The organism is Micromonospora sp. LA-10, assembly GCF_051853095.1.
In the GTDB taxonomy this organism is placed as follows: Bacteria; Actinomycetota; Actinomycetes; order Mycobacteriales; family Micromonosporaceae; genus Micromonospora; species Micromonospora echinospora_A.
In genome coordinates this window covers 1,183,171-1,209,699 of sequence record NZ_CP195710.1, presented here as the reverse complement: position 1 = coordinate 1,209,699, position 26,529 = coordinate 1,183,171, and the positions used below count along the sequence as shown (strand labels likewise).

The window sequence follows — 26,529 nt, the reverse complement described above, 5'->3', positions numbered from 1 at the left end:
CCCACGAGGAGTCTCCATGAGACGTAGAACGCCGACCACGAGCCTCGCGCTCGCCCTCGTCGCCACCCTGACGACGGCGAGCCTGGCCGGCACCGCCTCCGCCGCGCCCGCGCCGGCCGCCGCCCCCGCCCCGGCCGCCGCCGCGCTCGCCGCCCCCGACGTCTCCCTGAGCAACATCCAGGCCCACCTCAGCCAGTTCAACTCCATCGCCACCAGCAACGGCGGCAACCGGCGCGCCGGCTCGGCCGGCTACACCGCGTCGGTCAACTACGTGAAGGGCAAGCTCCAGGCGGCCGGCTACACGGTCACCGAGCAGAACTGCTCCACCTGCACCTACCCGGGCAACAACCTGATCGCCGAGTGGCCGCAGGGCCCGTCGGACCAGGTCGTCATGTTCGGCGCCCACCTGGACGGCGTGGCCGCCGGGCCGGGCATCAACGACAACGCCTCCGGCTCGTCGGCGCTGCTGGAGAACGCGCTGGTGCTGGCCGCGCAGAACCCGACAATGACCAAGCGGGTCCGGTTCGCCTGGTGGAACGGCGAGGAGCAGGGCCTGCAGGGCTCCAAGCACTACGTCAACCAGCTCAGCTCCACCCAGCGGGGCTACATCAAGGGCTACTACAACTTCGACATGGTCGGCTCGCCCAACGGCGGCTACTTCATCAACCGGATCACCTCGGCCACCGCCGCGCCGCTGAAGGCGTACTGGGACTCGTTCGGCATCTCGCCGGAGGAGAACACCGAGGGCCAGGGCCGCTCCGACGACTACTCGTTCGCCAACGCCGGCATCCAGACCTCCGGCTACGCGGCGGGCGCCAGCTACACCAAGACGTCGGCGCAGGCCAGCAAGTGGGGCGGCACCGCGGGCGCGGCGTACGACGGCTGCTACCACCGTTCCTGCGACAACACCAGCAACATCAACACGACCATCCTGAACCGGGCCGCGGACGGCGTGGCGTACACGATCTGGGCGCTCGCGGTCGGCGGCGGCACCCCGGCCAACGACTTCTCCGTCTCGGTGAGCCCCACCTCCGGCAGCGTCGCCCGGGGTGGCTCCACCACCGCCACCGTCAGCACCGCCACCACCTCCGGCAGCGCGCAGACCGTGGCGCTGTCCGCCAGCGGCGCCCCGAGCGGCGTCTCGGTGAGCTTCAGCCCGTCCTCGGTCACCTCGGGCGGCTCGTCCACGATGACGGTCACCGCCTCGTCGTCGGCCACCACCGGCACGTTCACGCTCACCGTGACCGGCACCGGCTCGGCCACCCGCACCGCCAGCTACACGATCACCGTGAGCGGCGGCAGCGGCGGCTGCACCGGCGGGCAGCTCATCGGCAACAGCAGCTTCGAGTCCGGCACCACGCCGTGGACGGCCAGCTCCGGCGTGATCACCAACAGCTCCAGCCAGGCGGCCCGCACCGGGTCGTACAAGGCGTGGATGAACGGGTACGGCTCCTCGCGTACCGACACGCTGTCGCAGTCGGTCACGCTGCCGGCCGGGTGCAGCAGCTACACGTTCTCGTTCTGGCTGCACATCGACACGGCCGAGACGACCAGCTCGACCGCGTACGACAAGCTGACCGTGCAGGTCGGCTCGACCACGCTGGCCACGTACTCCAACCTGAACAAGGCCAGCGGCTACACCCAGCGCACCTTCAACCTGGCCGCGTACGCCGGGCAGACGGTCACGCTGAAGTGGACCGGGGTCGAGGACTCCTCGTTGCAGACCAGCTTCGTCGTGGACGACGTGACGCTGCAGGTCGGCTGAGCGGACACGGGCGGGGTGGGCGAGCGCCCGCCCCGTCCGTGGCTCAGGTGATCGGCAGCGCCTTGCCGCCGGCGTTGCGGACCGAGCGGGTCAGCGTCCGCTCGGAGACCCAGAGGAAGCACTGCACGCCCCGGTCGCCGTCGCGCCACTGCTCCTCGAACGGGTGGTAGATGATGGTGCCGGCCCGGTACTGCATGTTGCCGTCGTTCGGCAGCTTCGCGTACTTGGCGATCAGCCCGCGGCACGCCTTGTGGGTGCGCAGCGATGTGCGCTCGAACTCGGCGTAGCTGATGTCCGGCGCCTGGTAGACGCCGACGAACTCGGCGTGGTGCTTCGCGGTGCAGGACACCGGCCGCATCGCCTGCACGTTGTTCTTGCTCATCTTCGGGTTGAAGCAGCCCAGCGCCAGCTTCGAGCCGGGCTTCAGCGCGCCCCGCAGGCTGCCGGTGCGCTCGGCCACGTCGCCCTGGTCCAGGTCGGTCACCTCGGCGACGTCGCAGCGGTACCAGCGGGCCCCGCCGGACCAGGCCAACGCGGAGGGGAAGACCACTGACAGCCGCAGCCGCCCGGAGCGCCAGTCCCCGCCGAGGGCCCGGGTGACCTGCCGGGCGCAGTCGCCGTGCGCGACGCGGATCCCGGCCGAGCCGGTGCGCGGCGGAGCGGAGCGTTCCGCCTCCGGGCCGCTCATCGTGCCGACGTGCAGCGTCTCGGCGCGGTGCGTGGCGGCGCAGTCGACCGGCTGGTAGCCGCTGAGGTAGCCGACGTCGGCGACGGTGGGGTGACAGGCGCCGTTCTGCGGCACGAAGCCGACCGGCGCGGCGAACGCGGGCCAGTCGTCGGTCAGGTCGCGGTCCACCCCGGCCGGCGCGGCGCAGCCACCGAGCGCCAGCGCCGCCACCGTTCCCACGGTGACCGCCACCCACCAACGCCGCATCGCGACCGACCTCCCCCGCGCGCCCGGAGCCGACCGGTACGCCTCGGCGGTGCAGCATACGGCAGTCGATCAGGTCACCGGGAGTCCCTCGGGACCGGCGCCGCGTACCGAGCGGTTGAGCTTGCGGTCGTCGCTCCACAGGAAACAGCGCACGCCCCGGTCGCCCTCCTCCCACTCCCGTTGCGAGGGCGGGTAGAAGATGGACCCGGCCCGGTACGGAAGCTCCGCGTTGTCCGGCACGTCGGCGAACGCGGCGATCAGCGTCATGCAGCGCCGGTGCGTGGCTGGCGCACCCTTGGTGAACTCCGTCCAGCTCATGTCGCGTTCCTCGTACACGCCGACGAACTCCGCGCGGTGCGGTTCGGTGCACAGCACCGGGGCCATGTAGTTGAGGTTCTGGCCGATCAGCTTCGGGTCGAAGCACCTGTGCACGAGCGGGTTGTCGCCGACCAGCGCGCCGCGCAGGCTGCCGACCCGGTTGACCGGACGGGTGTTGTCGATGCTGTCGGTCTCGGCCAGGTCGCAGCGGAACCAGCGCGCTCCGGCGCCCCAGGCGGCGACTGTCGGCAGCGCGATGTTCAGCGTGAGCCGGGCGGCGTGCCAGTCCCCGCCGATCATCTCGCGGGCCCGCTGGTCGCATTCGGCGCGCGCGGTCCGCAGCGCCGGGGTGCCCGGTTCCGGGCGGGCGCCGAGCGTGGCCGGCCCGGTGAACGTGCCGACGTGCACCGTCTCGGCCAGGTGGCTGCCCGCGCAGTCGACAGTCTCGTACGTGGCGGCGGCCACCACCGTGGTGAGGCGGGGCAGGCACGCGTCGGTGGCCGGGACGAACAGTCGTGGCGCCGGCAGCGCCGCCCAGTCGTCGATCAGGTCCCCGTCGGCCCGGTGCGCCTGCACGCAGCCGGCGAGCAGCGCCGTCGTGGCGCCGGCCAGCGCGAGCACGTGGAGCCACCGTCGCATCGTCCGCCCCTTCCGGGAGAGATGACAGCCGGTCGCCACAGGCCCGACCGGCGTCCCCCGCGCCCGGGCGTGCAGCATACGTGACCGTCCCTGTAGGAGTTTCGTCATCTTTCAATCGATCGGCCAGTCACCGGCGACTATTCGTGTCGATTTTTGCTCCGGACGGCCGGATGGTGCACCACGGGTGACGGCAGGATCACCACCTGTCGTTCCGGGAGCCGTGCCGCGACCTCCGGATCACCGCGTTCGTACACTGGCCCGGTGACCGTACCGCCGCCGATCGTCGCGCCGAGCATCCTGGCCGCCGATTTCGCCCGCCTCGCCGACGAGGTCCGTGCCGTGGAGCCCGCCGCCGACTGGCTGCACGTCGACGTCATGGACAACCACTTCGTGCCCAACCTGACCATCGGGCTGCCGGTGGTGCAGAGCCTGCGCGCCGTGACCGAGATCCCGTTCGACGTGCACCTCATGATCACCGATCCGCGCCGCTGGGCGCCCGGGTACGCCGACGCCGGCGCGTACAACGTCACGTTCCACGCCGAGGCGTGCGACGACCCGGTGGCGCTCGCGAAGGACCTGCGCTCGGCCGGGGCGAAGGCGGGCCTGGCGATCGACCGGGACACCCCGATCGAGCCGTACCTGGAGCTGCTGCCGAGCTTCGACACGCTGCTGATCATGACGATCAAGGCCGGTTTCGGCGGCCAGCGTTTCCTGCCGCAGCTGCTGGACAAGGTGCGCGCCGCCCGCCGGCACGTCGACAGCGGCCACCTGGAGCTGCGCATCGAGGTCGACGGCGGTATCGCCGCGGACACCATCGAGCAGGCCGCCGCGGCCGGCGCCGACGCGTTCGTCGCCGGCACCGCCGTCTACGGCGCCGACGATCCCGCGGAGGCGGTACGCCGCCTGCGGGGCCTGGCGGAACGTGCGATGACCGGGGCCTGAGGTGGAGGCGGCCGACGAGCGACCCGACGTCATCCTGGTCGTCGACGACGACGAGGACATCGCCCGCTTCGTCGAGTTCAACCTGCGCCTGCACGGCTTCGAGGTCTTGCACGCCAGCGACGGCCAGGAGGCGCTGGAGATCATCGAGCGGCAGCGGCCCGACCTCGCGGTGGTGGACCTGATGATGCCGCGCGTCGACGGCCTGGAGCTGACCCGGCTGCTGCGCGCCGACCCGATGACCTCCGCGCTGCCGGTGATCATGCTGACCGCCAAGGGGATGACCCAGGACAAGGTCAACGGGCTGAGCGTCGGCGCCGACGACTACCTGGTCAAGCCGTTCGACACGCTGGAGCTGGTGGCCCGGGTCAACTCCACGTTGCGGCGCAACAAGGAGTTCCGGGAGGTCTCGCCGCTGACCGGCCTGCCCGGCAACAGCCGTATCCGGCGCGAGATCAGCGACCGGGTCCGCAACGGCGTCGACTACGCCGTCGGCTACATCGACATCGACCGGTTCAAGAGCGTCAACGACAGGTACGGCTTCGTGCGCGGCGACGAGTTCATCTCCGCGCTGGCCCGCAGCCTGCACCGGGCGGTGGTGTCGATCGGGCTGCCACCGGCGTTCCTCGGGCACGTCGGCGGCGACGACTTCGTCATCGTCTGCACCCCCAGCCAGGTGCGCCCGCTGACCAGCCGGGCGGTCGTCGACTTCGAGAAGGCCGCGGACGCGCTCTACGACCCCAACGACCGGGAACGCGGTTTCGTCGAGCTGAAGGACCGGCGCGGCAACATCCGCCGCGCCGCGCTGGTGACGCTCTCCATCGGCGTGTCGCTGTCCGATTCCGGCAAGCGATTCACCGACCCGCTGGAGGCCATCGCGGTGGCCTCGGAGATGAAGACGGTGGCCAAGAGCCAGCCCGGGTCGTACGTGGCGGTGGACCGCCGCCGCGGCGTCACCTGAGCGCGACTGTGAGGTAGCTCGCCTCTGTGGCGCGCACCCGGGCGGAACGTGTAAGACTTCCCGTGTACCCACCACGCGCTGGCGGGGCTCGGTGAAATTCCGAACCGGCGGTGATCCACGGTCCGACCGTGGTAAGCCCGCGACCCGGACGGCTTCGGCCGGACGGTGGACCTGGTGAGAATCCGGGGCCGACGGTTGGGGTGCGGCTCGTCCGCCCCCAGAAAGTCCGGATGGGAGACAGCGCGCGGAACGGGGGAGGCCCCTGCCGGCCGCTGAGCACCCTCAGCCGCCGCGTGGGCTCCCCGGGGTCGGCGTCGCCGTCCCCGGGTTCTCCGCCGCCGCGTGTCCGCGGCATCCGTGCCGCTGCTCCCGAACCGCCCGCGCGTGACCGGCGAGCGGGAGGACAGGCGGCCATGGCGAGCGTCTCCGTCGACGAGGCGATGCGTCGTGCCATCGAACTGGCCGCGCGCGGCCTCGGCGCCACCAGCCCCAACCCGGTCGTCGGCTGCGTGCTGCTCGACGCCGACGGCGAGGTCGTCGGCGAGGGCTTCCACGCGTACGCCGGCGGCCCGCACGCCGAGATCGTCGCGCTGGCCCAGGCCGGCACCCGCGCCCGCGGCGGCACCGCCGTCGTCACGCTCGAACCCTGCGACCACACCGGCCGCACCGGCCCCTGCAGCCACGCGCTCATCGCCGCCGGGGTGGCCCGCGTCGTGGTCGCCGTGCCCGACCCCAACCCGGTCGCCTCCGGCGGCGCCGCCACGCTGCGCGCCGCCGGGGTCCAGGTCGCTCTCGGGGTACGCGCGCAGGAGGCCGAGGCCGGCAACGTGGCCTGGCTCACCTCGATGCGCCGCGGCTGGCCGTACCTGATCTGGAAGTACGCGGCCACGCTCGACGGGCGTTCCGCCGCCGCCGACGGGACCAGCATGTGGATCACCTCCGAGGCGGCCCGGATGGACGTGCACGCGCTGCGCGGCACCGTCGACGCGGTGCTCGCCGGGGTGGGCACCGTGCTCGCCGACGACCCCCGTCTGACCGCCCGCAACCTGCGCGACGGCACCATGGCCATCCGGCAGCCGCTGCGGGTCGTGGTGGACAGCTCGGGGCGTACCCCGGCCGACGCCCGGGTCCGCGACGGCGCCGCACGCACCTGGGTGGCCACGGCCGCGGAGGTCGGCGCCGGGCCGGACGGCCGGGTCGACCTGGCGGCGCTGCTCGCGGAGCTGCACCACCGGGGCGTGCGGGCCGCGCTGCTGGAGGGCGGTCCCACGCTGGCCGGCGCGTTCCTCGCCGCCGGCCTGGTCGACAAGATCGTCGGGTACGTCGCGCCGAAGCTGCTCGGCGCCGGTCCCACCGCGCTGCTCGACGCCGGCGTGACGACCATCGCCGACGCCATCGACCTGGAGATCACCGACGTTACGCGGGTCGGTCCCGACCTGCGGATCACCGCGCTGCCCCGGAAGAGGGAGGCCTGACATGTTCACCGGCATCGTCGAGGAGCTGGGCGAGATCGTCCGGAGCACCGAGACCGGCGACGACTCCGCGCTGGTCGCGATCCGCGGCCCGCTCGTCACCTCGGACGCCCGGCACGGCGACTCCATCGCGGTGAACGGCGTCTGCCTCACCGTGGTCGACGTCGACGGCGGCGTGTTCACCGCCGACGTGATGGGCGAGACGCTGCGCCGCACCGCGCTCGGGGCGCTGCGCCCCGGCGACCCGGTCAACCTGGAACGCGCCGCCGCGCTCAACAGCCGGCTCGGCGGGCACCTGGTGCAGGGCCACGTCGACGGCGTCGGCGAGGTCGTCGCCCGGGAGCCGGCCGCGCAGTGGGAGACCGTCCGGTTCCGGCTGCCCGCCGGCCTGGCCCGGTACGTGGTGGAGAAGGGCTCGATCACCGTCGACGGCGTGTCGCTCACAGTGGCGGAGGCCGGCGACGACTGGTTCTCCGTCGGGCTGATCCCCACCACGCTCAAGCTCACAGTGCTCGGCACGAAGCAGGTCGGCGACCCGGTCAACCTGGAGGTCGACGTGCTGGCCAAGTACGTCGAGCGGCTGCTCGGCGACCGCGGCGCGGGGAGCGTGCGGTGATGGGCCCGCTCGGCTGGCTGCTCGACGCCCAGGTGCACGTGGCCGGTTCGCCGGTGCTGGTCCGGGAGATCGTCGGCAACGGCTTCGGGCTCGCCTCGGCGCTGCTCGGGCTGCGCCGGGTGGTCTGGGCCTGGCCGGTCGGCATGATCGGCAACGCGTTGCTGTTCACCGTGTTCCTCGGCGGCGTCTTCGTCACCCCGCAGGCGCACGACCTCTACGGCCAGGCCGGCCGGCAGGTCTTCTTCTTCTCCGTCAGCGTGTATGGCTGGTGGCGCTGGTCGCGCAACCGGCGTGCCGGTGACGGGCACGAGCCGGCCGTGGTGCCGCGCTGGGCCACCTGGCCGGAGCGGCTCGGCCTGCTCGTCGCAGCCGTCGTCGGCACCGCCGCCGCGTACCCGGTGCTGGCCGCGCTGAGCTCGTGGGGACCGCTGCCGGACGCCTGGATCCTGGTCGGCAGCCTGCTCGCCACCTACGGCATGGCCCGCGGCTGGGTCGAGTTCTGGCTGATCTGGATCGCCGTCGACGCGGTCGGCGTGCCGCTGCTGCTGCGCGGCGGCTTCTACCCGTCGGCCGCCATGTACCTGGTCTACGGCGCGTTCTGCGCCGCCGGCCTGTTCAGCTGGTGGCGCACCTCCCGGGCCGTCGCGACCGCGCCCGCCCCGATCCCGGCGACGTACTCGGAGGCCGTGGCATGACCACTTTCGGTTCGATCGAGCAGGCGGTGGCGGACATCGCCGCCGGGCGCCCCGTGGTCGTGGTCGACGACGAGGACCGCGAGAACGAGGGGGACCTGATCTTCGCGGCCGAGCTGGCCACGCCGGAACTGGTCGCGTTCATGGTCCGCTACACGTCCGGCTACATCTGCGTGCCGCTGACCGAGGACGAGTGCGACCGGCTGGACCTGCCGCCGATGCACCACACCAACCAGGACCGGCGCGGCACCGCGTACACGGTGACTGTGGACGCCCGGGAGGGGGTCAGCACCGGCATCTCCGCCGCCGACCGGTCGCACACGATCCGGCTGCTCGCCGACGCCGCCACCGGCCCCACCGACCTGGCCCGGCCCGGTCACGTGGTGCCGCTGCGCGCCCGCGCCGGCGGGGTGCTGCGCCGCCCCGGGCACACCGAGGCGGCGGTGGACCTGACCCGGCTGGCCGGGCTGCGTCCGGCCGGGGTGCTCTGCGAGCTGGTCAACGACGACGGCACCATGATGCGCCTGCCGGACCTGGAGAAGTTCTGCGCCGAGCACGGCCTGACGCTTGTCACCATCGCGGACCTGATCGCCTACCGGCGGCGTACCGAGAAGCAGGTCGAGCTGGCCGCCGAGGCCCGGATGCCCACCCCGTACGGCGTGTTCCGGGCGCTCGGCTACCGCGCCGAGCACGACCCGGCCGAGCACGTCGCGCTGGTCATGGGCGACCTCGGCGACGGGCGGGACGTGCTGGTGCGGGTGCACTCGGAGTGCCTCACCGGCGACGTGTTCGGCTCGCTGCGCTGCGACTGCGGGCCGCAGTTGCAGGCCGCGCTGGCGCGGGTCGCGGCCGAGGGCCGCGGCGTGGTCCTCTACGTGCGCGGGCACGAGGGCCGCGGCATCGGCCTGCTGCACAAGCTGCAGGCGTACCAGCTGCAGGACCAGGGCCGCGACACCGTGGACGCGAACCTCGACCTGGGTCTGCCGGCCGACGCCCGCGACTACGGCACCGGCGCGCAGATCCTCTACGACCTGGGTGTGCGGTCGATGCGGCTGCTGACCAACAACCCGGCCAAGCGGGCCGGGCTGGAGGGGTACGGCCTCACCGTGACCGGCCGGGAGGGGCTGCCCGTGCGGTCCAACCCGGAGAACGTGCGCTACCTGCGCACCAAGCGGGACCGGATGGGTCACCTGCTGGACGGACTGGACGAGGTGACCGAGGCGCCGATGGGCCGCCCGGTCGCCGGTGACGAGATCGGAGCGTAGGGCGATGGCGGGTTTCGGTGAGCCGGGCGTGACCGCGGTGGACGCCGCCGGGATGACTGTGGGCGTGGTGGCCGCCCGGTGGCACGGCGACCTGACCGACCATATGACCGAGCGGGCGGTGGCCGCCGCGCAGGCGTGCGGGGCGCGGGCCGTGGTGGCCCGGGTGGCCGGTTCGGTGGAGCTGCCGGTGGTGGCCCAGGCGATGGCGCGCCGCTTCGACGTGGTCGTCGCGCTCGGCGTGGTGGTACGCGGCGCGACGGCGCACTTCGACTACGTCTGCCAGTCGGTCACCGAGGGGCTGACCCGGGTGGCGCTGGACGAGGGCAAGCCGGTGGCGCACGGGGTGCTCACTGTCGACACCATCGAGCAGGCCCGGGACCGGGCCGGGCTGCCCGGCTCGGCCGAGGACAAGGGTTGGTCGGCGACAGTGGCCGCGCTGGACGCCGCCCTGGCCGTCCGCGCCCTGGACGCCCAGTCCGCCCACCGGGTCGGCTTCGCCTGACCCACCCGGTCCGTCACCAGCAGCGGCTGGAAGAATCGCCTTCCGTGAAGACGTTCGAGGAGTTGTTCGCCGAGCTGCAGGCCAAGGCCGCCGCCGGCACCCCGGGCTCGGGCACCGTCGAGGCGCTCGGCAAGGGCGTGCACTTCATCGGCAAGAAGGTCGTCGAGGAGGCGGCCGAGTCGTGGATGGCCGCCGAGCACGAGGGCCCGGAGCGGGCCGCCGAGGAGATCTCCCAGCTGCTCTACCAGGCGCAGGTGCTGATGCTCGCCACGGGTCTGGAACTGAAGGACGTCTACCGACATCTCTGAGTGCCCGTCCGCTGATCATCCGATCGAACGAAGGAGCACTCCCATGCTGCGTGTCGCAGTCCCGAACAAGGGCGCCCTGGCCGAGAAGGCCGCCCAGATGCTGCGCGAGGCGGGCTACCGCCAGCGCACCGACCCGAAGGACCTGGTCTGCCGGGACGAGGCCAACGACATCGAGTTCTTCTACCTGCGCCCCAAGGACATCGCCACCTACGTCGGCTCCGGTGACCTGGACGTCGGCATCACCGGTCGGGACCTGCTGGTCGACTCCGGCGCGCCGGCCGAGGAGGTGGTGGACCTCGCCTTCGCCCGGGCCACCTTCCGGTTCGCCGCCCGCCCGCAGGACGTCGACGACGTACGGGAGCTCGGCGGGCACCGCATCGCCACCGCGTACCCGGGTCTGGTCGAGCGGCACCTGGCCGAGCTGGGCGTCAAGGCCGACGTGATCCGCCTCGACGGCGCGGTGGAGAACGCCATCCGCCTCGGCGTGGCCGACGTGGTCGCCGACGTGGTGGAGACCGGCGCGACGCTGCGCCAGGCCGGCCTGGTGGTCTTCGGTGAGCCGCTGCTGCGCTCCTCGGCGGTGCTGGTGCGCCGCGCCGGCGCGCCCGGCGGCGCCCAGCAGGAGCAGCTGCTGCGCCGGCTGCACGGCGTCCTGGTGGCCCGGCGCTACGTGATGCTCGCCTACGACGTGCCGGCCGGCCTGCTCGACCGGGCCAGCTCGCTGACCCCCGGCATCGAGTCGCCCACTGTCTCGCCGCTGCACCGGGAGGGCTGGGTCGCGGTACAGGCGATGGTGCTCCGCGACGACGTGCACCGGATCATGGACGAGCTGTACGAGCTGGGCGCCCGCGCGATCCTGGTCACCAACATCCACGCCTGCCGGCTGTGAGGCCGCTGCCGCTCCCGGCCGCCCTGGGCGTTGTCGTCCTGGGTGGCATGGCCTCGGCCGCCCAGGGCGTGGTCAACGCCGAGATGGGGGAGCGGACCGGCGATCCGGTTCTCGGCGCGGTGGTCAACAACCTCGGCGGCTGCCTGCTGGTGCTGGCCGGGATCGTGGCGCTGCCGTCGATGCGCGCCGGGCTGGGCGCGTTGCGCCGCTCCGGGCTGCCCTGGTGGACCTACCTGGGCGGGGTGGGCGGCGCGGTGATCGTGCTGGTCGCGCCGGTGGTGGTGCCCGTGCTCGGGGTGGCGGTGTTCACCATCGCCCAGGTGGCCGGCGGCAGCCTCGGCGGCCTGGCGGTGGACCGGGCCGGGCTGGCCGCGACCGGCCGGATGCCGCTCACAGTGCCCCGCGTCGGCGGGGCGGTGCTCGGCGTCGGCGCGGTGGCCCTCGCCCAGCTCGGCCGCCCGGTCGGCGACCTGGCGATCGGGCTGGTGCTGCTCTGCGTCCTGGGCGGGCTGGCGGTGGCGACGCAGTCCGCGCTCAACGGCCGGGTCGCCGCCTCGGTCGGGCCGGCCGCCGGGCTCGCCGTCAACTTCGCGGTCAGCACCGTGGTGATCGGCGCGGTCGCCGCGCTCACCGGCGCGCTCGTCACCGCGCCCCGCTGGCCCGGCCAGTGGTGGCTCTACGTCGGCGGCCTGCTCGGCGTCGGCATCGTGCTCTCCCTGCTGGTCGGGGTACGCGCCGCCGGGGTGCTGCGCACCGGCCTGGCCTTGGTCGCCGGGCAGCTCGGCGGCGCGCTGCTGCTGGACCTGGTCCTGCCCGGCGGCCCCGGCGTCCGGCTGCCGGTGCTGGCCGGCGCCCTGCTCACGCTGCTCGCCGTGGTGGTCACCGGGCTGCGCCGGCGCGCCCCGGACCGTGTGGCGGCCGAAGGCGCGCGCGAACCGGATGGCAGACTGGTCGGGTGAGCGATTCCGTGGTGACCGTCCGACCCCGCCGCGTCCGGGTCGTCTGCTGGGTGTCGGCCGTCACGCTGTTCGTCGTGTTCAGCCTCGTCGCGACGTCGCTGACCGGCGCCACCGGCAACGGCTACGGCACGTTCCAGCGCGGCGACCAGTTCGCCATGATCGGCCTGGGCGTCTTCGGCGCGCTCGGCTTCCTGCTGTTCACCCGCCCCCGGGTGGTCGCCGACGCCAAGGGCGTGCGGGTGCGCAACGTGTTCAGCTCGTACGAGCTGCCGTGGGAGGTGATCCGCGGGGTCCGGTTCGACAGGGGCGCCCCGTGGGCCAGCCTGGAGCTGCACGACGACGACCTGCTGCCGATGGTCGCGTTGCAGGCCGCCGACAAGGAGAGCGCGGTCGAGGCGGTCCGCGCGCTGCGCCGCCTGCACCAGGCGCACCTGGCGGCGCTGGCCGCCGGCCAGTCCGCACCCCGCTGACCAGCGAGCCCGGTTTGAGCGGGCCTGGGCCGAGGGTGTAGTGTTGCGGAGTCGACCAGACTGCCCCCGTCCCTGACGCGCGGGCGGTCATGAAGCGGAGCGCCCGCTCCCACCCGAGTCGCCGCCACGGTGGCCGGGTCCGGTCCCCGGTTTCGGGCACGTCCCGGCGCCGGATGCGCGATCCTGTGATCGTGCCGACCGGTCGAGTGGGCCCTGGCATACGCCGGGGCCTTCTGCTTTCCGAGTCGGCTCCCGCCCGGGAGCCCGTGGAGTCGGCACTGTAGAAGACTCGACTCGAGGAGGCCCCATCAGCGTCGAACCACGCGTGAACGAGCAGATCCGGGCACGTGAGGTCCGACTGGTCGGTCCTGAGGGTGAGCAGGTGGGCATCGTCCCGCTGGAGCGCGCCCTGCAGCTGGCCGCGGACGTCGACCTGGACCTGGTCGAGGTTGCGCCGATGGCGCGCCCGCCGGTGTGCAAGCTCATGGACTTCGGCAAGTTCAAGTACGAGAGCGCACTCAAGGCGCGCGAAGCGCGGCGTAACCAGCAGCAAACCGTCATCAAGGAGATGAAGCTCCGGCCGAAGATCGACCCGCACGACTACGAGACCAAGAAGGGTCACGTGGTGCGGTTCCTCAAGGCGGGCGACAAGGTCAAGGTGACGATCATGTTCCGCGGTCGGGAGCAGAGCCGCCCGGAGCTGGGTTACCGGCTCCTGCGCCGGCTCGAATCCGAGATCACGGAACTGGGATACGTCGAGGCCGCGCCGAAGCAGGACGGCCGAAACATGATCATGGTTCTCGCTCCGCACCGGGCCGTGAAGGCCTCCGCGGTCGCCGCCACGGCGTCCCGCGGTGGACCGCGCGACCGGGCTGCGGAGGAATCGGGCGCTCCGGCGACCGGCGAGACCCCGGCGGGCGAGACCGCAGCAGCCGGCGAGACCGGCACGACCGCTGAGACCAGCGGCCAGTAACAGGGGAGAAGACGTTCCAATGCCGAAGATGAAGAGCCACACGGGTATGGGCAAGCGGGTCAAGGTGACCGGCAAGGGCAAGATCGTTGCCCAGCAGGCCGGCCTTCGCCACAACCTGGAGAAGAAGCCCAGCACCCAGACCCGTCGGCTGACCGGCACCGTCGAGCTGGCCAAGGCCGACGTCAAGCGCATCAAGAAGCTGCTCGGCCGCTGACGCGAGCCACCTGAACCGAAGAAGGAGTTGAGATGGCACGCGTCAAGCGGGCTGTGAACGCCCAGAAGAAGCGTCGTACCCTGCTGGAGACCGCGAGCGGTTACCGCGGTCAGCGCTCCCGGCTCTACCGCAAGGCCAAGGAGCAGGTGCTGCACTCGATGCAGTACTCCTACCGGGACCGTCGCGACCGCAAGGGCGACTTCCGGCAGCTCTGGATCCAGCGGATCAACGCCGGCGCCCGGGCCAACGGCCTGACCTACAACCGGCTGATCCAGGGCCTGCGCCTGGCCGGCATCGAGGTCGACCGGAAGATCCTGGCCGACATGGCCGTCAACGACGCCGCCTCGTTCGCGGCGATCGTCGAGCTGGCCCGCGCCGCCGTGGCGGCCGAGGGCACCGGTGGCGCCGCGGCTCAGGCCGCCTGACCCACCCCGTACGGCAGATCGAGGCGTCTCCCATGCAGTCACAGTCGCAGGGGAGGCGCCTCGACGCCGTTCCCGGCCCGTTCACCACGCGTACCCCCAGGGTCGCGGCGGCCCGCCGGCTGCACCGCCGGCGCGACCGCGAGCAGGCCGGCCGGTTCCTGGCCGAAGGGCCGCAGGCCGTCCGGGAGGCGCTCGCCCGCGACGGCACCGTGGTCGAGCTGTTCGGCACCCCGGCGGCGCTGGACCGGTACGCCGACCTCGCCGCCACCGCCGCCCGGGCCGACGTGCCGGTCTCCGAGGTCACCGACGACGCGCTGGCCGCGCTCGCCGAGACCGTCGCCCCGCAGGGCCTGGTGGCCCTCTGCCGGCACCTCGACGTGCCCCTGGAGCAGGCCGTGGCGCGCGGGCCGCGCCTGGTCGCGGTGCTCGCCGGCATCCGTGACCCGGGCAACGCCGGCACCGTGCTGCGCACCGCCGACGCGGCGGGCGCGGGCGCCGTGGTGTTCGCCGGCGAAGCCGTCGACCCGTACAACGGCAAGTGCGTGCGGGCCTCCGCCGGCAGCCTCTTCCACGTCGACGTGGTGCGCGCCGCCGACCCGCTCGCGGCCGTCGAGGCGCTGCGGGCCGCCGGCCTCACGATCTTCGCCACCACCGGGTACGGCGACAGCGACCTGGACGACCTCGCCGACGCAGGACGGCTGGCCGCCCCGACCGCCTGGCTGTTCGGCTCCGAGGCACACGGCCTGCCCGAGGAGCTGACCGCCGCCGCCGACGCCCGGGTGCGTGTGCCGCTGCACGGGCGCGCGGAGAGCCTGAACCTGGCTGCGGCAGCGGCCGTGTGCCTGTATTCTTCCGCCAGAGCACTGCGTGTCCCCCGGGGCACGCGAGACACAGCAGGGGAGTCCGCCTCGTCATGAACGCGCCACGGCGTTCGTTTAGCCAGCCCGCCGGTGTCGGCGGGCGGCGGGCCTGACCTTCCCCCTGCGCGACTCCCCACCGGCGGGCTGCGGCGAAGCCGCGCGTCCGTAGACTCGCCTAGCCACCCGTGAGGGTCGGCGCCGCCGTGAGGGAGTGCCCGTTCACCATGAGCTACCGCAACGATCCGTACGACCCGAAGCAGGTCGCCCTGCTCGACCCGGACGCCCTGGCCCAGGCCGTGACCGACGCCGAGAAGGCGTTCGCCGCCGCCGCCGACCCGGACGCGCTCGCCGCGCTGCGCCCCGCGCACCTCGGCGACCGGTCCCCGGTGTCGCTGGCGCGCCGGGAGATCGGCGCGCTGCCGCCGGCCGCGAAGGCCGACGCCGGCAAGCGGGTCAACGAGGCCCGCCGGGCCATCGACGCCGCGTACGCCGCCCGGCAGGAGATCCTGGACCGGGAGCGGGCCGCGCGGGTGCTGGTCGAGGAGCGGGTCGACGTGACCCTGCCCTACGACCGCCGGCCGCGCGGCGCCCGCCACCCGCTGAGCGTGCTGATGGAGCAGATCAGCGACCTGTTCATCGGCATGGGCTACGAGGTGGCCGAGGGCCCCGAGGTCGAGCTGGAGTGGACCAACTTCGACGCGCTGAACATCCCGGCCGACCACCCGGCGCGCGGTCTGATGGACACGTTCCACATCGCACCCGAAGGCTCGGGCCTTGTTCTGCGCACGCACACGTCGCCGGTGCAGGCGCGCACCATGCTCAGCCGCAAGCCGCCGATCTACGTGGTGGTGCCCGGCCGGGTCTACCGCACCGACGAGCTGGACGCCACCCACGCGCCGGTCTTCCACCAGGTCGAGGGCCTGGTGGTGGACAAGGGCATCACCATGGCGCACCTGCGCGGCACGCTCGACCACTTCGCCCGGGCCATGTTCGGTGAGGGCGCGAAGACCCGCTGGCGGCCGCACTACTTCCCGTTCACCGAGCCGTCGGCCGAGTTCGACGTGTGGTTCCCGGAGCACCGGGACGGTCCGCAGTGGGTCGAGTGGGGCGGCTGCGGCATGGTCAACCCGCGGGTGCTGCGCGCCTGCGGCATCGACCCGGAGGTCTACTCCGGATTCGCGTTCGGCATGGGCATCGACCGGACCGTGATGGTCCGGCACGGCGTCAGCGACATGCGGGACATGGCCGAGGGCGACGTGCGGTTCACCCGCGCGTTCGGCGCCTGAGCTACGGGAACGGTGGTTTAACAGTCATGCGAGTTTCTGTCAGTTGGCTGCGCGAGTACGTGGACCTGCCGGCCGACCTGCCCACCGGCGACCTGGAGCAGGCGCTGGTCGACCTCGGCATCGAGGTCGAGTCCGTGGTGGACCTGCGCGAGTCGGTGAGCGGCCCGCTGGTCGTGGGCGAGGTCCTGGAGATCGAGGAGCTGACCGGCTTCAAGAAGCCGATCCGCTTCTGCCGGGTGGACGTCGGCGCCGCGAACGGCACCGGCGAGCCGCAGGAGATCGTCTGCGGGGCGCGCAACTTCGCAGTGGGCGACAAGGTCGTGGTGATCCTCCCCGGCGGGGTGCTGCCGGGCGGGTTCGCCATCGGCGCGCGCAAGACGTACGGGCGCAACTCCCACGGCATGATCTGCTCGGCGCAGGAGCTGGGGCTCGGCGACGACCACTCCGGCATCGTCGTGCTGCCCGAGGACGTCAAGGCCCAGCCCGGCGAGGACGCCCGGCCCGTCGTCGGCCTGGACGACGTCGTGGTCGAGATGGAGATCACCCCGGACCGCGGGTACGCGCTGAGCGTCCGGGGCATCGCCCGGGAGCTGTCGCACGCGCTCGGCGTGCCGTTCCGCGACCCGGCCGACGCGCCCGCGCCGGGCGCGACCGCCGAGCCGGCGTACCCGGTGGAGGTCCGCGACCCGGTCGGCTGCGACCGGTTCGCGGCGCGGATGGTGCGCGGCGTCGACCCGACCGTCGAGACGCCGGGCTGGATGCGGCAGCGGCTCACCGTGGCCGGCGTGCGCAGCATCTCGCTCGCCGTCGACATCACCAACTACCTGATGCTCGAACTCGGCCAGCCGATGCACGCGTTCGACGCGGACCGGATCGCCGGGCCGCTCGTGGTGCGCCGCGCCGAGGCGGGGGAGAAGCTGACCACGCTGGACGGGGTGAACCGCACGCTGTCCGCCGAGGACCTGGTCATCTGCGACGAGACCGGTCCGATCTCGCTGGCGGCGGTGATGGGCGGCGAGACCAGCGAGGTGCTCGCCTCCACCACCAACGTGCTGTTCGAGGCGGCACACTGGGACCCGGCCACCGTCGGGCGCACCGCGCGGCGGCACAAGCTGTTCAGCGAGGCCGCGAAGCGGTGGGAGCGGGGTGTGGACCCGGCGCTGCCGCTGGTCGCGCTGGACAAGGCGGTCCGGCTGCTCACCGATCTGGCCGGTGGCACGGCCGGCGAGGAGGTGCTCGACATCGACCACGTCGCGCCGCGTACGCCGGTGACCCTGCCGGTGGACCTGCCCTCGCGGCGCGTCGGCGTGACCTACTCGCCGGACCGCGTGGTGGAGCTGCTGGAGCAGGTCGGCTGCGCCGTCGCCCGCGGCGCGGACCGGCTCGCCGAGGATCCGGGCACCGTCGGCACGGCCGCCGGGGGCGGCGCGGTGCTGACCGTGACGCCGCCGAGCTGGCGGCCCGACCTGACCGACCCGGCCGACCTGGTGGAGGAGGTGGTACGCCTCGACGGCTACGACCGCGTGCCGTCGGTGCTGCCCACCGCGCCGCCCGGCCGGGGCCTGACCTGGCAGCAGCAGCGCCGTCGCGCCGTCGCCCGCTCCCTCGCCGAGCGCGGCTACGTCGAGGTGCTGGCGCAGCCGTTCGTCGCGCCGGAACTGGTCGACCAGCTCGGCCTGCCCGCCGACGACCCGCGCCGTCCGGCGGTACGCCTGGCGAACCCGCTGTCGGAGGAGGAGCCGCTGCTGCGCACCACGCTGCTCGGCCCGCTGCTCGGCATCGTCAAGCGCAACGTCGGCCGCGGTCAGCGGGACGTGGCGATCTACGAGATCGGCACCGTCTTCCACCCGCGTCCCGGCGCGGGCGCCCCGCCCGCGATGGGCGTGGACCGGCGGCCCACCGACGAGGAGTTCGCCGCCGCCGACGCGGTGGTGCCCGCCCAGCCGCGCCACGTCGCGGTCGCGCTCACCGGCGAGATCGAGCCGGCCGGCTGGTGGGGCGCGGGCCGCACGGCCGGCTGGGCGGACGCGATCGAGTCGGGCCGGGCCGTGCTCGACGCCGCCGGCATCCCCGCCGACCGGGTGACGGTACGGGCCGGGGAACGCGCGCCCTGGCACCCGGGCCGCTGCGCCGAACTTGTGGTGGACGACGTGGTCGTCGGCCACGCCGGTGAGCTGCACCCGGCCGTGCTGGCCGCGCTGGAGCTGCCCCGGCGCACCAGCGCCATGGAGCTGGACCTGGACGCGCTGCCCGCCGCGCCGCTGGCCGCCGGACCGACCATCTCCACGTTCCCGCCGGCGCTGATCGACGTGGCGCTCGTGGTGGACGACTCGGTGCCGGCCGCCGAGGTGCGGGCGGCGCTGGTCGAGGGGGCGGGCCCGCTGCTGGAGGACGTCCGGCTGTTCGACGTCTACACCTCCGAGCAGCTCGGCGAGGGGCGCAAGTCGCTGGCGTACAAGCTGACGTTCCGGGCCCCGGACCGGACCCTCGCGGGCGAGGAGGCGGTGGCCGCGCGGGACGCTGCGGTCGCTGTCGCCGCCGAGCGTTTCGGCGCCGCCCTGCGCGGGGCCTGACCGGCCCGCCGCCCTGAGGTCGCGGGCAACCGGCTCCCGGAGTCGGTTGCCCGCCGGCGCGGTCAGATCCAGCCGCGCAGAGCCGCTTCCACACCGGCCTGGAAGCGGCTCTCCGCGTCGAGGCGCTTCATGATGTCGGCGACCGTACGGCGCACGGTGCGCTCGGACAGGCCGAGCTGGCGGCCGATCGCCTCGTCGGTACGCCCGCAGCGCAGCAGCCGCAGGATGGCGCTCGCCTGCTTGGTCAGCCCGTCGATGCCGCTGCCGGCCCACCGGGGGAACGGGACGCCCTTCTCCCACAACAGGTCGAACAACAGGCAGAGCGCGGAAACCAGGCGCACGCTGCGGATTTCCACCGCACCCCGGCCGACGTGCGATTCGATCGGCAGGAGAGCGATTCTGCGATCCACCAGCGTCATCCGCACCGGGGCCCCCGGCAGGACCCGGCTAGCCTCCCCGCATTTGGCCATCTCCTCGGCATAGGCGCAGGAAGCCGGGTCCTGAAGAACAGTCTCCTGGTAGATGTGCCGGATGGTGATGCCGCGAGCCAGTGCCATCCGGCTCAGCGCCCCGCCACTTTCCCTGATCTGCGGCGGAATTGCCGGGCCGCCGGTCAGCATCATGACACTCTCGGTGGCGGTGCGGGCGTGCTCGGACAGCCGGTCCCGCAGCTCGTCGACCCCCTTGAGGCGGACGATCTCCTCCCGTTCGTTGTCGTCCTGGCTGGCCGCCCGGGCCAGCACCGAAGCGCGGGTCGCCTGGATCCGGGCCTGCTCAGCGACCGTACGCTGCTCCGCCTGGTCGAGCAGGACGAGCAGGCCGAGCTGCGGGCTCACCGCGCGCAGGCTGCCCGGCCGGTTCGACGAGGGCAGGATCATCGCGTGGTCGGCAAGCGCGGCGAGGGCGTCGTGGACCGCCGTCTCCGGCATGTCCAGGCCGGTGACGAGGTCCTCGACATCCCATGTCGGATTGTCAACCATCGCCCAGTAGACGGCCTCGTCGGTGGCCGACAGCCCCAATCTCTCGATCACGTTCCCTCCCCCCGGGATTCGATGGTCACACTAATGGAGGCCGAGCCTCGCGATAGATAACAGATTGATGTACGTGGCATTAACGCCAGTGACAGCCGCCATTAGACATGCGCATCTACAAGGCCGGACAGAAAATGCCTGATTTATGCGGCTGACTGCGCGGCGGAACCGGCCACGGCCGGTTCCGCCGGTGCGCGGGGACGTGACGGCGCCGGTCGTCAGGCACCACTCTCGATGCAACACCCGCCGGCCGGCGGGACGATGCGGAAGGGGCGGCGATGCGGACATGCCGACGATGGGCGACGTCGAGGCGCGAACCCGGGCGGTCCGGCTCACCGGAGGCTTGCCGTGCTGCTCACCCGGCTCGCGCTGCGGCCGCCGGATGACGACCGCGGCCTCTCCGCCGGCGAGCTGACGGACCTGTTGTGGCTCAACGCCACGGTGGCCGACGGCATCCGCCACATCCATGCCCGTGAGATCGCCGGACGGCTCGCCGTAGCGGTCTTCACCGTCGCCTCCGAACAGGCGATCTCCGACTACATCGTGCAGCGCGTCTGTGAGCGCGCGATCCGGAGCGTGCCCGCGCTACGCGGGTGGACGGTCACCTGATCGGTGCTCCTCGGATGAACCCGAAGGGAGGATCACGGTGGAAGCGCAAGTGGCGAGTCCGCCCCGGTGTGATCCGGAGCCGGTGGCCTCCACGCCGGCCGTCGCCTTTCGCGTCCTCGGCCCGCTGACCCTGACCACGGACGCCGACGCGCTGGTGCTTCCGCCGTCGAAGGTGGCCTGTCTGCTGGCGGCGCTGCTGTTGCATCCCGACGAGGTGGTGTCCGTGGCCACGCTGCAGCAGGCGATCTGGGGCGACGACCCGCCGGTATCGGCCCGCGCCGCGTTGCAGACCTGCGCGTTGCGGTTGCGTCAGCTGTTCCAGCGGCACGGGCTGACGGCGAACGCGATCAGGACGGTGCCCGGCGGCTACCGGATCACCGCCGGTCCGCAGAACGTCGACCTGATGCGGTTCCGTGAGCTGACCGGCCGGACCCGCGCCGAGACGGATCCGGAGACGGAACTGGCGACGCTGGAGGAGGCGCTCGCCCTGTGGAGCGAGCCGATGCTGGCGAACGTGCCGTCGGAGGCGCTGCACCGCGACGTCGTACCCCGGCTGAACGAGGAACGCGTCCGGGTCATCGAACGACTCTGCGACCTCAAGATCGGGTTGGGTCGTGACCGGTCGGTGCTTGTGGACCTGTGGACCGCGACCCGCCTCTATCCGGCGAACGAGCGCTTCGCCGCGAGGCTCGTCGAGGTGCTGTACCGCACCGGCAGGCAGGCCGACGCGCTCACCGAGGTGCGCCGGATCAAGGAGCACCTCGACCACGAACTGGGCGTCGGCCCGGGCGAGGGACTGCGGCGGTTGGAGCTGACCATCCTGCGCGGAGAGGCGCCGGCGCCGGTGGTCGCGGTGACGCCCCGGCCCGTGCCGGCGGTATCCGTCCGCCCGCCCACCTCCGTCGCGGGTTTCGTCGGCCGGGCGGCGCTGTGCCGCACCCTCGCCGACCGGCTGCGCGGAGGAACCCGCATCGTGGTGCTCAGCGGCCTGCCGGGCGTCGGCAAGACCGCCCTCGCGCAGCACGTCGCCGGCCTCGTCGCCGAGGACTTCCCCGGCGGCGTGCGGCAGGTGGAGCCGAGCGACCCGGACGCCGCCGCTCCCGCCGCCTCGTCCACCGGCCGCCGGCTGCTGCTGGCCGACGACGTCGCCGACGCGACGCTGGCCCGGCGGTTGCCGGAGGTGCTGGGGCCGGACGACGTGCTGCTGGTGACCAGCCGGCCCAGCCTGTCCGCCCTGGTCGCCCGGCTCGGCGGCTGGCTGCACCGGGTCGAGCCGCTCGACCGGCAGGAGGCGCTTGACCTGCTCGGGGTCGTGCTGGGAGCGGAACGGGTGCAGGCCGAGTCGTCGGCCGCGGCCGAGCTCGCGGCGCTCTGCGAACACCTGCCGCTGGCGCTGCGGATCGCCGCCACCCGCGTCCTGCTGCGTGCCCGGATGAGCCTCGACGAGGCGGTCGGGTGGCTGGGCGCCGATCCGATCGGACGGCTGAGCCTGCCCGGCGACCCGGAGATGTCCCTGGCCGGCCGGCTCGACGAGGCGCTGACCCGGGCCGGTGACGTGCTCGCCGACGTCTTCCTGCGGCTGGCCGAAGCGCCGGGAACCATCACCGTTCCTGCCGCCGCCGGGCTGCTCGACGTCGACCAGGTCCGCGCCGGTGAGCTGCTCGACGACCTCGTCGACCAGAGCCTGATGGAAGAGGCCGCGGACCAGTACCGGATCCGTGGCCTGCTGCGGCGGCACGCGCACGGCGTGGCCGGCCGGAGAACGACCCCCGATCGAGTGAAGAAGGGAACCCACGGATGAGCACTGCCTACGAGACGGTGGCTCAGACCCGGCCGCGGATGCGACACGACGTGCTGTTCACCCGCACCGAGGACGGAGTGCTGTTCCACAACGCCAGCAGCGGCTTCCGGCTGTCCTCCGGCACCGCCTACCGGTTGGCGGCGCTGCTCGTGCCGCACCTGAACGGGCGCAACCGGGTCGCCGACATCTGCCGGCCGCTGCCGCCCGCCCAGCGCGACATGATCGGCGAGCTGGTCGACGCGCTCTACGGGCGGGGCTTCGCCCGGGACGTACCGGTCGAGGAGGACCCGGAGACGGTTCTCGACCCGGCCGTGGCCGCGGCGTTCGCCGCTCAGGTCGCCTACGTCGACCACTACGTCGACCGGCCGGCGCACCGCTTCGCCGCCTTCCGCGACACCCGGGTGGCGGTGCTCGGCGACGGTCCCGTCGCCCGGTCCTGTGCCACCGCCCTGCTGCGCAACGGCGCCGCCGGGGTGACAGTGCGCGCCACTGTCGCGCCCGGCCTCGCCGACGAGCTGGCCGCGCTGACCGAGGCGGGATGTCCGGCCACCGTCGGCGAACTGCCCGACGGCGACGTGGGCTGGGCCGACCTCGACGCCGACCTCGTGGTGGTGGCGGCCGGTGACGGCGCGCCCCGCGACACGCTGCGGCTGCTCGCGGCGGGCATCCCGGCCGGCCGGCTGCTCCTGCCGGCCTGGGTCTGCGGGGAACGGATGCTCGTCGGCCCGGTGCAGGGCGCCGGACGCCGGGGGTGCTGGTGCTGCGCCATGAACCGGCTCACCGACAACGACGACACCGGCGCGGCAGCCACGGTGTGGCGCGCCGCCGCCCTGCCCGCCGGGTCCGCGCCGGTCGCCGCCGAGCCGGACGGGCCGCTGGCCGCGATGGTCGGCAACCTGCTCGCGTACGAGGTCTTCCGGCTCGCCACCGGCGCGCTGCCCGCGGAGACCGACGGCGCGGTGATCGTGCAGCACCTGGCCTCGCTCGACGTGCTGACCGAGCCGCTGCTCACCCACCCGCGGTGCGCCTTCTGCCGGCCGGAGTCGCCGGAGCCGTCGACTGTGGATCTCGTACTGGACGAGCCGGTCGCCGACGCCGCCGACGAGTCCGCGCGGGCCGAGGCGGCCGTGGCACGGCTCGCCGCCCACCAGCCGCTGCTCCAGCCGCACGTGGGCGTGTTCCGTCGCTACGACGACGAGCGCTGGGACCAGACCCCGATCAAGATCGGCGCGGTCGACCTCACCGATCCGGGCGGTCTCCGCCGTACCGTCCACGCGTTCGACGTGCACCACGTCGCCGCGGCCCGGCTGCGGGCGCTGCGGGCCGCCGCGGTGACGGTCACCGGTCAGGCGGCAGTCCTCCGCCCGCCCGCCGCCGACGCGCCGCGCTCGGACGCCGCCCGGCTCGGCCTCGACTCCGGCTGGGCCGAGCCGGGCGGGGGCGGCTGGGCGGCGGCCCGCTCACTGCTGACCGGCGCGGCGGCGGCGGTGCCGGCCGCGGTGCTGGAGCCGTTCGGCGCGGCCAACCGTGCCCGCGGCGCGGAGCCGACCAGTGCCGGCGGCGGCGCCGGCGGTGACCTCGCCGAGGCGGTGCGGTGCGGTCTGGCCTCCGCGCTGGCGTACCGCGCGTTGCGCGCGGTCGTCGACGGCCGGTCCACCGCGCGGCAGGTACGCCTGGACACCCGCGGCGCCGACCCGGAACTGGTCTTCCTGAGCAAGTCGGCGGCGAACCTGGGGATCGCCGTGGAACTGCTCGACCTCTCCGGCGCGGCGGAGGGCGGGTTGAGCGTGCTGCTGGCCCGCTACCTCGACCAGACCGACGGCCACTGGCGGTACGCCGTGGCGGGAGACCCGGTCCACGCGGTCGCGGCCGGAGCGGCGCTGCGGGACGTGCTGGGCCAGGCGGCGCTGCGCGCACAGGATCCGGCGATCACGCCGGACACCGGTGACGCGCTGCTGGACGAGTTCGACGCGGGCACGCTCGCGGTGGGGGACCCGACACCGGCCGACGGCGCCGCGCTGAGCTGGTCACAGGTGCGCCAAGGGCTGCGCGACCGGGGACACGACGTGCTGGTGGCGCCGGTGGGCGGCCCGGACCTGGCCGCCGGCGGGCTGGTCGCGGTCAAGGTTCTGCTCACCGCCCAGGAGAGCCGGTGAGCCACATCGCCGGAACCGACGAGCTGGTCTGCGCCGGGCTGGCACGGCTGCTGGCCGAGCGCGGCTGCCCCGCCGAGGTGGTCGCCCTGGGCGTACGCGACGAGCTGGCCGCTCCGGCCGGCCCGGCCGGCAGACCCCGCCTGCTGGTCTACGGGCACGTGGTCCTGCTCGGCCCGGCGGCGTCCACGGGCGCCTGCGCGACCTGCCTGGCGCGGCGCTGGCAGGCGGTGCGGCACAGTGACCTGCGGGACGCCGTCGAGCTGGGCGGCGACACCCGGGCGGCCGGCCCGTGGCCGTACGCGATCGCGCTCGTCGCGGACCTCCTGGCCGCCCTGTTCGCGGCCCATCACGGCGGCGCCCCGGCGGCGGGCGGCCCGGCCGCGGTGCTCCAGGTCGACCTGCAGACCCTGCGGGTACGCCGGGTTCCGTTGGTGGCGGACCCGGAGTGCCCGGCCTGCGGCGGCGCCGTCCCGGACACCAGCGATCTCGCCCCGATCGAGCTGACGCCCACCGCCAAGAGCGACCCGGCCGGTTTCCGGGGCCGGAACCTCGACGACTACCCGCTGGACGTGGAGGCCTTCGCCAACCCGGTGTGCGGGGCGCTCGGCTCGACCCTGTGGCAGGACCTGACCTCGCTGTCCACCGCGCCGGCGATCGGCTCGTTCACCCTGCGCAGCGGCCGCTACCTGCGCGAGACGCTCTACGGCGGACACACCGACGGCTTCCGGCGCAGCACCCGCGTCGCGGTGCTGGAGGGACTGGAACGCGCCGCCGGGCTGCGCCCGCGACGTAAGCGCACCGTGGTCACCGCCACCATGCGGGAACTGGACGGCGACGCCCTCGACCCGCGCGAGTGCGGCGTCTACGCCGACGACTTCTACCGGGCCAACCCGTACGTGCACCGCTTCGACCCGGACCGGCCGATCAGCTGGGTCTGGGGATGGTCGCTGCGCGACCGGCGGGCCGTGCTGGTGCCCGAGGTCCTGGTCTACTACCACGCCGCCGGCGTGGAGGAACGCTTCGTCCAGGAGACCTCGAACGGGTGCGCGTCGGGCGGCTCCCTGGTGGAAGCCGTCTACCACGGCCTGATGGAGGCGATCGAACGCGACGCGTTCCTGCTGGCCTGGTACGGCGGGCGGGCCCTGCCGGAGATCGACGCGGCCACCATCGACCGGCGGCAGACCCGGCTGATGATCGACCGGCTGGCCATGTACGGCTACCGGGCCCGGTTCTTCGACGCCCGGATGACCTTCGACATCCCGGTGGTGACTGCGGTCGCCGTACGGGAGGACAACGGCCTCGGCGCCCTCGCCTTCGGCGGCGGCGCGAGCCTCGACCCGCAGGCCGCCGTCACCGCGGCGCTGTGCGAGATCGCCACCGACTCGGTGATGGTGCGGCTGCGCGCCGGCGCCGACGAACCGCGGCTGCGCACCATGGTGAACGACTTCTCCCAGGTACGCGGCCTGCACGACCATCCGCTGCTGTACGGGCTGCCGGAGATGCGACGGCACGCCGGGTTCCTGCTGGACAACGGCCGCCCGCCGGTCGCGATGACCGACCTGTACGGGCCGGACCGTCCCGCCCCGCCGGTGGCCGACGACCTGCGGGACGACCTGGAGTACTGCCTCGGGGCGGTCACCGGGCACGGGTTCGACGTGATCGCCGTCGACCAGACCACACCCGAGCAGCACGACCTGGGGCTGGCCACGGCGAGCGTGCTGGTGCCGGGCCTGCTGCCCATCGACTTCGGCTGGATGCGCCAGCGCGCGCCCCACGCGCCCCGGCTGCGTACCGCCTTCCGCGCCGCCGGACTCCTCGACCGTGATCTGCGCGACGACGAGATCCACTCCGTTCCCCACCCGTTCCCGTGAG

At 73.6% G+C, this 26,529-nt stretch carries 25 protein-coding genes and 1 riboswitch; of the genes, 22 read left to right on the top strand and 3 right to left on the bottom strand.

Annotated features, from left to right (window positions below):
- The first annotated feature begins 16 nt into the window (after positions 1-16).
- Positions 17-1,765 carry a M28 family metallopeptidase gene (locus ACSDG8_RS05645; RefSeq protein ID WP_210897603.1) on the top strand — a complete coding sequence of 583 codons (1,749 nt, stop codon included), beginning with the start codon at positions 17-19 and terminating at the stop codon, positions 1,763-1,765.
- Positions 1,766-1,808: 43 nt separating this feature from the next.
- Here ACSDG8_RS05645 and ACSDG8_RS05640 read toward each other — a convergent pair whose 3' ends face one another.
- Positions 1,809-2,699, bottom strand: a complete 891-nt coding sequence (locus ACSDG8_RS05640) for a septum formation family protein (protein ID WP_210897601.1) — start codon at positions 2,697-2,699, stop codon at positions 1,809-1,811.
- Positions 2,700-2,768: 69 nt separating this feature from the next.
- Positions 2,769-3,656 carry a septum formation family protein gene (locus tag ACSDG8_RS05635; protein ID WP_210897599.1) on the bottom strand — a complete coding sequence of 296 codons (888 nt, stop codon included), beginning with the start codon at positions 3,654-3,656 and terminating at the stop codon, positions 2,769-2,771.
- Positions 3,657-3,917: 261 nt separating this feature from the next.
- Here ACSDG8_RS05635 and rpe point away from each other — a divergent pair, with 261 nt between their 5' ends.
- The 17 genes from rpe (at position 3,918) to pheT (ending at position 19,060) form a co-directional block, all read left to right on the top strand.
- Positions 3,918-4,598 (top strand): ribulose-phosphate 3-epimerase, encoded by a 681-nt coding sequence (gene rpe / locus ACSDG8_RS05630; RefSeq protein WP_043324939.1) that lies wholly within the window; start codon positions 3,918-3,920, stop codon positions 4,596-4,598.
- A 1-nt stretch (position 4,599) separates the two neighbouring features.
- Positions 4,600-5,556: a GGDEF domain-containing response regulator gene (locus ACSDG8_RS05625; RefSeq protein WP_439427728.1), complete on the top strand. Its 957-nt coding sequence runs from the start codon at positions 4,600-4,602 to the stop codon at positions 5,554-5,556.
- A gap of 73 nt (positions 5,557-5,629) precedes the next feature.
- Positions 5,630-5,802, top strand: a riboswitch (FMN riboswitch).
- A 167-nt stretch (positions 5,803-5,969) separates the two neighbouring features.
- Positions 5,970-7,031, top strand: a complete 1,062-nt coding sequence (ribD, locus tag ACSDG8_RS05620; protein ID WP_439427727.1) for a bifunctional diaminohydroxyphosphoribosylaminopyrimidine deaminase/5-amino-6-(5-phosphoribosylamino)uracil reductase RibD — start codon at positions 5,970-5,972, stop codon at positions 7,029-7,031.
- Between the two features lies 1 nt (position 7,032).
- The gene (locus ACSDG8_RS05615) at positions 7,033-7,644 is read left to right on the top strand and encodes a riboflavin synthase (protein WP_073827704.1); all 612 of its coding nucleotides are present in this window, start codon (positions 7,033-7,035) and stop codon (positions 7,642-7,644) included.
- Positions 7,644-8,339, top strand: coding sequence for a nicotinamide riboside transporter PnuC (gene pnuC / locus ACSDG8_RS05610; RefSeq protein WP_210943164.1), 696 nt, complete (start codon positions 7,644-7,646; stop codon positions 8,337-8,339). Before ACSDG8_RS05615 ends, pnuC begins: the two co-directional genes overlap by 1 nt.
- A complete protein-coding gene (locus tag ACSDG8_RS05605) occupies positions 8,336-9,601 on the top strand; it encodes a bifunctional 3,4-dihydroxy-2-butanone-4-phosphate synthase/GTP cyclohydrolase II (RefSeq protein ID WP_073827706.1) in 1,266 nt (421 codons plus the stop codon). Before pnuC ends, ACSDG8_RS05605 begins: the two co-directional genes overlap by 4 nt.
- A gap of 4 nt (positions 9,602-9,605) precedes the next feature.
- A complete protein-coding gene (gene ribH, locus ACSDG8_RS05600; RefSeq protein ID WP_091424378.1) occupies positions 9,606-10,103 on the top strand; it encodes a 6,7-dimethyl-8-ribityllumazine synthase in 498 nt (165 codons plus the stop codon).
- Positions 10,104-10,147: 44 nt separating this feature from the next.
- The gene (locus ACSDG8_RS05595) at positions 10,148-10,411 is read left to right on the top strand and encodes a phosphoribosyl-ATP diphosphatase (RefSeq protein ID WP_120570490.1); all 264 of its coding nucleotides are present in this window, start codon (positions 10,148-10,150) and stop codon (positions 10,409-10,411) included.
- A gap of 43 nt (positions 10,412-10,454) precedes the next feature.
- The gene (gene hisG, locus ACSDG8_RS05590; protein WP_439427726.1) at positions 10,455-11,300 is read left to right on the top strand and encodes an ATP phosphoribosyltransferase; all 846 of its coding nucleotides are present in this window, start codon (positions 10,455-10,457) and stop codon (positions 11,298-11,300) included.
- Positions 11,301-11,347: 47 nt separating this feature from the next.
- Complete coding sequence (locus tag ACSDG8_RS05585) at positions 11,348-12,259, top strand: DMT family transporter (RefSeq protein ID WP_247688372.1); 912 nt, start codon at positions 11,348-11,350, stop codon at positions 12,257-12,259.
- On the top strand, positions 12,256-12,729 hold the full coding sequence (locus ACSDG8_RS05580) for a PH domain-containing protein (RefSeq protein ID WP_210943146.1): 474 nt from the start codon (positions 12,256-12,258) through the stop codon (positions 12,727-12,729). The genes ACSDG8_RS05585 and ACSDG8_RS05580 overlap by 4 nt, the downstream gene beginning before the upstream one ends.
- A gap of 325 nt (positions 12,730-13,054) precedes the next feature.
- Entirely contained in the window at positions 13,055-13,702 is a 648-nt protein-coding gene (gene infC / locus ACSDG8_RS05575) for a translation initiation factor IF-3 (RefSeq protein ID WP_073827710.1), read from the top strand.
- A gap of 19 nt (positions 13,703-13,721) precedes the next feature.
- Entirely contained in the window at positions 13,722-13,916 is a 195-nt protein-coding gene (gene rpmI, locus ACSDG8_RS05570; protein ID WP_026267805.1) for a 50S ribosomal protein L35, read from the top strand.
- A gap of 32 nt (positions 13,917-13,948) precedes the next feature.
- Complete coding sequence (gene rplT, locus ACSDG8_RS05565) at positions 13,949-14,341, top strand: 50S ribosomal protein L20 (RefSeq protein ID WP_043324928.1); 393 nt, start codon at positions 13,949-13,951, stop codon at positions 14,339-14,341.
- Between the two features lie 32 nt (positions 14,342-14,373).
- Positions 14,374-15,258 carry a TrmH family RNA methyltransferase gene (locus tag ACSDG8_RS05560; protein ID WP_210943147.1) on the top strand — a complete coding sequence of 295 codons (885 nt, stop codon included), beginning with the start codon at positions 14,374-14,376 and terminating at the stop codon, positions 15,256-15,258.
- A gap of 167 nt (positions 15,259-15,425) precedes the next feature.
- Positions 15,426-16,487, top strand: coding sequence for a phenylalanine--tRNA ligase subunit alpha (gene pheS, locus ACSDG8_RS05555; RefSeq protein ID WP_210897586.1), 1,062 nt, complete (start codon positions 15,426-15,428; stop codon positions 16,485-16,487).
- A 26-nt stretch (positions 16,488-16,513) separates the two neighbouring features.
- Complete coding sequence (gene pheT, locus ACSDG8_RS05550; protein WP_210943148.1) at positions 16,514-19,060, top strand: phenylalanine--tRNA ligase subunit beta; 2,547 nt, start codon at positions 16,514-16,516, stop codon at positions 19,058-19,060.
- Positions 19,061-19,122: 62 nt separating this feature from the next.
- On the opposite strand, the gene ACSDG8_RS05545 is transcribed toward pheT, so the two are convergent.
- Complete coding sequence (locus ACSDG8_RS05545) at positions 19,123-20,040, bottom strand: helix-turn-helix domain-containing protein (protein WP_210897729.1); 918 nt, start codon at positions 20,038-20,040, stop codon at positions 19,123-19,125.
- A 399-nt stretch (positions 20,041-20,439) separates the two neighbouring features.
- Between ACSDG8_RS05545 and ACSDG8_RS05540 the strand changes: the two genes are divergently transcribed.
- The 4 genes from ACSDG8_RS05540 (at position 20,440) to ACSDG8_RS05525 (ending at position 26,528) form a co-directional block, all read left to right on the top strand.
- Positions 20,440-20,700, top strand: a complete 261-nt coding sequence (locus ACSDG8_RS05540) for a hypothetical protein (RefSeq protein ID WP_073827715.1) — start codon at positions 20,440-20,442, stop codon at positions 20,698-20,700.
- Between the two features lie 82 nt (positions 20,701-20,782).
- Positions 20,783-22,501 carry an AfsR/SARP family transcriptional regulator gene (locus tag ACSDG8_RS05535; RefSeq protein ID WP_374223565.1) on the top strand — a complete coding sequence of 573 codons (1,719 nt, stop codon included), beginning with the start codon at positions 20,783-20,785 and terminating at the stop codon, positions 22,499-22,501.
- Positions 22,498-24,657 (top strand): TOMM precursor leader peptide-binding protein, encoded by a 2,160-nt coding sequence (locus tag ACSDG8_RS05530; RefSeq protein WP_210897582.1) that lies wholly within the window; start codon positions 22,498-22,500, stop codon positions 24,655-24,657. The genes ACSDG8_RS05535 and ACSDG8_RS05530 overlap by 4 nt, the downstream gene beginning before the upstream one ends.
- Positions 24,654-26,528, top strand: coding sequence for a TOMM precursor leader peptide-binding protein (locus tag ACSDG8_RS05525; protein ID WP_439427725.1), 1,875 nt, complete (start codon positions 24,654-24,656; stop codon positions 26,526-26,528). Before ACSDG8_RS05530 ends, ACSDG8_RS05525 begins: the two co-directional genes overlap by 4 nt.
- The last annotated feature ends 1 nt before the right edge of the window (position 26,529 follow it).

What these genes read in the sequence shown, in the direction of transcription:
- ACSDG8_RS05645 (WP_210897603.1), top strand. Translation starts at nt 17, where the DNA reads ATGAGACGTAGAACGCCGACCACGAGCCTCGCGCTCGCCCTCGTCGCC.
- ACSDG8_RS05640 (WP_210897601.1), bottom strand. Translation starts at nt 2,699, where the DNA reads ATGCGGCGTTGGTGGGTGGCGGTCACCGTGGGAACGGTGGCGGCGCTG.
- ACSDG8_RS05635 (WP_210897599.1), bottom strand. Translation starts at nt 3,656, where the DNA reads ATGCGACGGTGGCTCCACGTGCTCGCGCTGGCCGGCGCCACGACGGCG.
- ribD (WP_439427727.1), top strand. Translation starts at nt 5,970, where the DNA reads ATGGCGAGCGTCTCCGTCGACGAGGCGATGCGTCGTGCCATCGAACTG.
- ACSDG8_RS05615 (WP_073827704.1), top strand. Translation starts at nt 7,033, where the DNA reads ATGTTCACCGGCATCGTCGAGGAGCTGGGCGAGATCGTCCGGAGCACC.
- pnuC (WP_210943164.1), top strand. Translation starts at nt 7,644, where the DNA reads ATGGGCCCGCTCGGCTGGCTGCTCGACGCCCAGGTGCACGTGGCCGGT.
- ACSDG8_RS05605 (WP_073827706.1), top strand. Translation starts at nt 8,336, where the DNA reads ATGACCACTTTCGGTTCGATCGAGCAGGCGGTGGCGGACATCGCCGCC.
- ribH (WP_091424378.1), top strand. Translation starts at nt 9,606, where the DNA reads ATGGCGGGTTTCGGTGAGCCGGGCGTGACCGCGGTGGACGCCGCCGGG.
- hisG (WP_439427726.1), top strand. Translation starts at nt 10,455, where the DNA reads ATGCTGCGTGTCGCAGTCCCGAACAAGGGCGCCCTGGCCGAGAAGGCC.
- ACSDG8_RS05585 (WP_247688372.1), top strand. Translation starts at nt 11,348, where the DNA reads ATGGCCTCGGCCGCCCAGGGCGTGGTCAACGCCGAGATGGGGGAGCGG.
- rpmI (WP_026267805.1), top strand. Translation starts at nt 13,722, where the DNA reads ATGCCGAAGATGAAGAGCCACACGGGTATGGGCAAGCGGGTCAAGGTG.
- rplT (WP_043324928.1), top strand. Translation starts at nt 13,949, where the DNA reads ATGGCACGCGTCAAGCGGGCTGTGAACGCCCAGAAGAAGCGTCGTACC.
- ACSDG8_RS05560 (WP_210943147.1), top strand. Translation starts at nt 14,374, where the DNA reads ATGCAGTCACAGTCGCAGGGGAGGCGCCTCGACGCCGTTCCCGGCCCG.
- pheS (WP_210897586.1), top strand. Translation starts at nt 15,426, where the DNA reads ATGAGCTACCGCAACGATCCGTACGACCCGAAGCAGGTCGCCCTGCTC.
- pheT (WP_210943148.1), top strand. Translation starts at nt 16,514, where the DNA reads ATGCGAGTTTCTGTCAGTTGGCTGCGCGAGTACGTGGACCTGCCGGCC.
- ACSDG8_RS05545 (WP_210897729.1), bottom strand. Translation starts at nt 20,040, where the DNA reads ATGGTTGACAATCCGACATGGGATGTCGAGGACCTCGTCACCGGCCTG.
- ACSDG8_RS05530 (WP_210897582.1), top strand. Translation starts at nt 22,498, where the DNA reads ATGAGCACTGCCTACGAGACGGTGGCTCAGACCCGGCCGCGGATGCGA.